Origin of the sequence: Streptomyces sp. NPDC088246, assembly GCF_044741025.1 — a bacterium.
Classification (GTDB): domain Bacteria; phylum Actinomycetota; class Actinomycetes; order Streptomycetales; family Streptomycetaceae; genus Streptomyces.
The window spans coordinates 1-6,458 of the sequence record NZ_JBIURV010000121.1; the positions used below are offsets into that span (position 1 = coordinate 1).

A 6,458-nucleotide genomic window follows, 5' to 3' on the forward strand; every position below is an offset into this window, starting at 1 on the left:
GTCCTGACCGTCAAGGACGACACTGTCGGCCGCGCCGGTACCTACTGCTTCCGGGCCACCGGCAAGACGGGGTACCTCACCCTCTCGCTCCCCCGGGTCTTTGCACTGGAAGCCGCGGACCACCCCTTCAGCGCCGACCTCACCGCCAATGGTGAGACGACGACGGTCGACGTCGCCCAGAACGGCTTCGAGTCCGTCGGTGAAGGCACCGTCGGCGGCGCCCGCTCCGTGCTGGTCGAGATCCGCGTCACCGGCTGACCCTGGACCTACTCGACGTCTTACTGCACCGTGCGTCTCGACCGCGCCACGAAGTTGGCCGCGCGCATTGATCGTCTGCGTCGAGACAACAACCATGCGGGCCTCACTCTCTGATCTTCTCCATCTGGCATTTGCGCCATAGTTTTTCGACAAGGAAAAAACCATGTCCTCTCGACGTGCCCGGACCACCTGGGTCACCGGCCTGACGGTGACAGCGGCTGCCGCCAGCCTCCTCACCTCCCCTGCTGCGGGCGCTGCCACCGGCCCGGAGGCCGCTCCGAGCTACGCGTTTACCGCAAGAATCCTGATCGGAGATGGCGACCCTGCACGTGGCTGTTCGGCTGCCCTCGTTTCCCGTGGGTGGGTCGTGACCGCGGCGTCCTGCTTCGCGGATGACCCAGCTCAGGTGACGGAGGGCCAGCCGAAGCAGAAAGCCACCGTCACGGTCAGCGGCACCGACCTGTACGCCGCTACCGCCCACACCAGCGAGATCGCCGAACTGGTCCCAGCCCAGGACCGCGACGTAGTGATGGCTCGCCTGGCCACCTCCGTTCCCACCGGCATCCCCACCGTGACGCTGACCGACGTGCCGCTGGCCGTCGGTGACGAGGCAACCTTCGCCGGAGCCGGCCGGACGAAGACCGAGTGGGTCCCGAAGAAGGTCCACACCGCGGCGTTCAAGGTCGACGGCGTCGACGCCACCACTCTGGCCATCTCCGGTAAGACCACCAACGACTCCATCTGCCAGGGCGACACCGGCGGCCCTATCCTGCGCGAGACCGACAACGGCACCGAGCTCGTCGGTCTCGCCACCCGTTCCTGGCAGGGCGGCTGTCTCGGCACCCCCGAGACCGAGACGCGCAACAACGCCCAGGCCGTGCGCACCGACGACCTGAGTGAGTGGATCAGTGCCACCGCCAACCGTGCCTGGGCCCGCCAGTTGGCGGCCGGGGAGTTCTCCGGCGACGGCAAGACGGACGCGATCGTCATCGACGAGACCGACAACAAGCTCTACGCCCACCCCGGTGACGGCCAGGGCGGCTTCACCGGCCGCAACCAGATCGGAGTGGGGTGGGGCACCACCCGCGTCATCACCACGGGCAACTTCGTCGGCGATAGCAACACCGACCTCGTCGCCGTCCGCGACGACGGAACCCTGCTGACCTACCCCGGCAACGGCAAGGGCGGCTTCGGTACCGTCATTACCGCGGGCAGCGGCTGGAACAGCATGCGGCTGGTGGCAGCCGGCGACTTCACCGGTGACAAGAAGATCGACCTCCTCGCCGTCCACACCAACGGCACCCTCTACATCTACCCCGGTACCGGCGACGGAAAGTTCGGCAGCGGTATCGTCGCGGGCACCGGCTGGACCGGCATGCGTCTCATTGCCAGCGACGACTTCAACGGTGACGGCAAGGCCGACATCGCAGCTGTCCACGACAACGGCACCCTCTACATGTACACCAACAACGGCAAGAATGGTTTCAACTCCGGCGTCGCAGCCGGTTCCGGCTGGAAGTCCACCCGTCTGATCACCGGCGGCGACCTCAACGGCGACGGTAAAGCCGACCTCCTCGCTCTGCGAGGCGCCAGCACCTTCTACACCTACCTCGGCAACGGCAGGGGCAACTTCGCCGCCCCCGTCATCACCCAGCCGTAACTTCCCAGCGAACGCGTCCGGGCGGCCGATCCAAAAGGCGCCACCCGGACGCGTTCTCAGCACTGAACCGCCGACTTATATGGGGAAAGCGGGACGCGGTCGGGTTGGCCGCTCGTAGCGTGCCGTAGGACGCCGGTCCGGGTGACTCGTGAACCGTCTGCCGCTCTTCGGGGCTGGCTCTCCCGGGGTATGTCGCCGGTCCGGTGTCCGTCCGCGGTCTGACTCAACAGAGGCGTGTCCCGGCCAGGTTGGTTCCGGAAGTCGGCGTGTCGACCGTGGCTGTCCCCGTCGTCCGACTGTGAGGAATCAGGTCCCGTGATACTGCTCGGTGTCGACCCACACAAGTCCACCCACACCGCCACCGCCGTCGAGCCGGTCTCGAACCAGCAGGTCGGGTCGATGCGGATCGAGGCCAGTCTGGCGGACTACCGGCGGCTGCTGGCCTGGGCCAAGCGGTGGCCACAGCGGAAGTGGGCTGTGGAGAACGCCAACGGCCTGGGCCGGCATCTCGCCCAGTGGCTCATCGCCCGCGGTGAGAGCGTCGTCGACGTGCCTGCCGCGGCGACCAGCCGGGTGCGCGAACTTTCCCGCGGTGGACGGCGTAAGAACGACCAGATAGACGCAGCGGCCGCAGCCACCGTTGCTTATCTGCAGGGAGAAGAGCGGGATCTCGCGCCCGAGGATCACACCACGACGCTGGCCCTCCTGGACGAACGGCGTGTGAACCTGGCCCAGGCCCGGGTGCGCACGGTCAACCAGCTCCACGCGCTGCTGCGTGACCTGCTGCCCGGCGGCGCCCCGACCCAGCTGTCCGCGGACCTGGCCGCCAAACTGCTGCGATCCGTCCGCCCCGCCGGCGATATCGAGACCGTCCGCAAGGACATCGCCTGGGACCTGGTCGCCGAGATCCGGAAACTGGACAAGCAGCTCACGGACAACGCTGCCCGGATGCAGAGCCTGGTAGAGGCATCGAGCAGCACGCTGATGGACACCCCGGGCATCGGGCCGGTCATGGCCGCTCGGCTGATCGGCCGCACCGGACGGGCTCACCGCTTCTCCACCTCGGCGGCATTCGCGAACTATGCCGGTGCCGCCCCGGTGGAGATCGCCAGCGCGGACAAAGCCCGCCACCGGCTGTCCCGCTCCGGCGACCGCCAGCTCAACTCCGTCCTCCACACCATCGCGGTCGTGCAGATACGGATGCCGAAATCACCCGGACACGCCTACTACCAGCGCAAACTCTCCGAGGGTAAGACGCCGAAGGAAGCGAAGCGGTGCCTGAAACGCCGCCTGGCCGACCACGTGTGGCGCGTCATGATCGCCGATGAGCGAAAAGCCAAGTCGCTCCCTAACCATGGGACTTGACAAGACACAGAGGCACCCCGGTTCCAGTAGAGACTCGATTTCATGAAAGGATTGAGTCATGGCACGACCTTCCCGATACCCGCTTGAGCTCCGCCGGGCGCTGTCACGTTGTTGGGTGTGTGAGTGCCTGACGGTGTGTCGGGTGGGGTGGGGCCGGGTTCCGGCTCCGTGCTCAGGCCGCGGCGGGCAGGTCGGCGACGTCGGAGACCTGGTCCCAGATGGCGAAGCGGGTGGTCATCTCGGTGCGGTATTCGGGGGCGGTCATCAGGTGGCGTCGTGGTCGGAAGTGGGGTGAGATGCCGCTGAACGCGGATAGGAACTGCTGGGCTCCGCCGACGCTACGGAAGCCTTTCATGGCGCGTTCGCGCTGCCGGGTGGGCTGGTGGCTGTTCTCTGCCCGGTTCGCGCAGGTCCTGGGGAAAATCGTACATGGGCACACCCGAATGGTACGTCCGTTCGAATAGGGTGTGCGAGGGCACGCCGGTCGCCGCGCCGCACTCACCCGGACGGCCCTGCGGGCTTCCCGTCGGCCCGGTGTTCACTGGTTCGGGTATTCAGTACTTCCTGGTGCCCGGGGTGGGGCAGGCTCGGGGAGGACAGACGGCGAGCCGCGGAGCGTCACGAGCGTGGTCTGCGGGGGAGTGAAAGGGGTGAGGGGACATGTGGGTGACCGAGGTGTTCGGCGCAGCGCATCAGGGGCGCCCGGGTGCGGTGCTCGCCGATGGCAGCGAGCCGAAACCGAGGATCTTCGACGTCGGCAGCGGCGGGCACATGCACGAGACCAGTGACTGGTGGGTCTACGACGGCATGAACCTGCGGAACACCTCCAGCCCACCCACGCGGGGCGGAGGTTTGACGGCCACTGCACCACGCCTCGGTCCAGCTTGCTCCCGGACCGGGGCGTGGTGCAACGTTCATTGCTGGTCGTAGTACGCCTTCGGGGCCTCCAGATACATCTGTAGGCCGCTCGTCCGCCAGCCACCACACCTCTGCCCAGCTTTGCCGACCGCCCGGCTGTCCGTGAAGTCGGAGGGCACCGTGCGCTGTGTCAAGACCAGTTCTATCTACGATCGGGTCCGGTCTCTATCACGGATCCGGTACGTCGTCTGGGTTGTCGTACAGGCCCCCGGCGTGCCGCTTCAGCGCCGCACGGAGCCGTGTCGGGTTCACCTCTTTCGAATTTCTCTTCGTGGGGCCGTAGATGACGTAACCGCCGTCCATTCGTCGCTCAATGCTGTGGCTGGTCTGCCACTTCTTGGAGGGCACTCGCGAGGAGCGGAACCGGGCGACGAGTGCGGCCCTATCGCCAAGCTCTTCCACCGCGATGCCTTCGAGTGCGTCCCAGCGGACCGTGAAGCGGTCCAGTCCCGTCCATTCCTGCGATTGGCTGAGCTTGCCACGGTGGACGACGAACTCCTCGTCGTCCACCGTGATGCTGTCGGGGGTGGTGAAGAAGCCGATCAAGCCGCCGAAAAACCCGCCCACGAGACCTCCGGCCATGGTGCCCGCCGCGATCTTCCCAGCCGTGCTCCAGCTCTCTGGAACCTCCGAGATGATCTGGTCCGCGTGGCCGGTCACCGCGAAGAGCACGCTGAGCACGCCGAAAGCCACGAAGCAGAACTTGGAACCGGTTTCCGCTGCGGTCTGGAATCGGAGCCACCTGCTGTTGGTGATCGTCGTACTGCCGCGGGACGCAATGGAGGGCGGCGCTCCGTGCCGCGCCGGCTCGCGTTCCCGCTCCTCCTCCAGCTCCAGCGTAGGCGCGACGAGGGGGTTGGCCTGCGGGACGGTGCCGGAGCCACCGGACAACGAAGCCTGGGCAGAACGGCTGGCGACGGCCAGCAGGACCTCCTGCACCCGCGCTGCCGTGCCAGGCCGTTCGGCGGGATCCTTGGCCAGCAGCTGCTGGAGCAGATCGTCGAGGTCGGAGGGTACGTCCGTGCGTATTTCGCTCACGTGGGGCGGGCTGCTGTTGAGGTGCTGGTGCAGCAGTGCCGCGGCGGTCGGCCCGGGGAAGAGCGGTGTACCGGTCATGAGGGTGTGCAGGGTGACGCCGAAGGCGTACAGGTCAGTGGCCGCGGTGAGCGGCTCGCCGAGCCACTGTTCGGGGGCCATGAACGCGGGGGTGCCGAGCACGCTGCCGGTCGAGGTTAGGCGGGTTGTGGCCTCGGCGTAGCGCGCGATGCCGAAGTCGCAGATTTTCACCCCGCCGTCAGGCAGGCGCATCAGGTTGGCGGGCTTCATGTCGCGGTGCACCACACCACGGCTGTGCGCATGATCAAGTGCCCCGGCGACCTTCGCCATCAGGTCCAATGCGAGAATGAGGGGCGCACCGTTGGGGTGCTCGGTCAGCAGGGCGTTGAAGTCCTGCCCGTCAACCAGTTCCATCACGAAGTAGGGGCGGCCCTCGTGCTCGCCAACGTCGTGCACCACCGTGATGCCTGGGTGCTGGAGCGCGGCCGCGGTCCGCGCCTCGCGCCGCAGCCGGACGAGTAGATCGGGTTCGGCGGCCAGGCCGGCGAGCAGGATCTTGATCGCGATCAAGCGCCCCAGATCACTGTCCTCGGCGGCCCACACCTCACCCATGCCCCCGCGCCCCAGGCACCGGTCCAGCCGGTACCGCCCGCTGACCACCGCACCTGATTCCACCTCGGAACGCCCCTTCTCCCACGCGACCTGCGGTCTGTTGGGCCAGCTTGCCCCGACTCGTGCCAAGGTCCCGCGGACCCTGCCGTACGCACGAGGGCGATCACGCCGTCCCGAGCCACGATGGTTGCAGGAATCCGGCATCCCGTGGCCCGATTTGGCTGGATGCGGGAGTTGGGGACTCTGCTCAATGCTGCCGCATGCACCGGGAGCGGTGGTAGTGAAGCGTTCGGACACCCCCCACGGGATCGACGAAGCGCGCCTCCAGATCATCGCCGATCCCGCCCGGGAACTCCCCGCTTACCCTGCCGCCTTGTCGCCTCACATCTGACAGCCAAGTGCATGCCAGGCGGCCGGATGTGCGATCCGGCTGCTCCCGCCCTGAACGGGTGAACGCATCGCAGTCTGCCGCCGGAGAGGCGGTGTCCTGGTGGGGGACTGTAAAACGTTCGGTGTAACTCCTGATCACGGAAGATGCACCGATGACCAGCAACAACATGACCGAGGCCGAGTCCATCGAGCTGTCTGA

General features: G+C 67.2%; 4 protein-coding genes and 1 pseudogene. 3 read left to right on the top strand and 2 right to left on the bottom strand.

Annotation, left to right across the window (positions count from 1 at the left end; all coding sequences use genetic code 11):
* The 3 genes from ACIPEK_RS45965 to ACIPEK_RS45975 all read left to right on the top strand — a co-directional run.
* On the top strand, positions 1-258 hold a 258-nt coding region (locus ACIPEK_RS45965), incomplete at its 5' end, for a hypothetical protein (RefSeq protein ID WP_402008832.1).
* A 163-nt stretch (positions 259-421) separates the two neighbouring features.
* Positions 422-1,918 (top strand): FG-GAP-like repeat-containing protein, encoded by a 1,497-nt coding sequence (locus ACIPEK_RS45970; RefSeq protein WP_402008835.1) that lies wholly within the window; start codon positions 422-424, stop codon positions 1,916-1,918.
* 315 nt (positions 1,919-2,233) lie between these two features.
* Positions 2,234-3,283, top strand: a complete 1,050-nt coding sequence (locus ACIPEK_RS45975) for an IS110 family transposase (protein ID WP_402008838.1) — start codon at positions 2,234-2,236, stop codon at positions 3,281-3,283.
* Between the two features lie 172 nt (positions 3,284-3,455).
* Here the strand turns inward: ACIPEK_RS45975 and ACIPEK_RS45980 are convergent.
* Together ACIPEK_RS45980 and ACIPEK_RS45985 are read right to left on the bottom strand one after the other, a co-directional pair.
* A pseudogene (locus ACIPEK_RS45980) lies at positions 3,456-3,686 on the bottom strand (IS6 family transposase); the annotation flags it as partial.
* Positions 3,687-4,369: 683 nt separating this feature from the next.
* Positions 4,370-5,932, bottom strand: a complete 1,563-nt coding sequence (locus ACIPEK_RS45985; protein WP_402008841.1) for a serine/threonine-protein kinase — start codon at positions 5,930-5,932, stop codon at positions 4,370-4,372.
* Positions 5,933-6,458 lie beyond the last annotated feature (526 nt).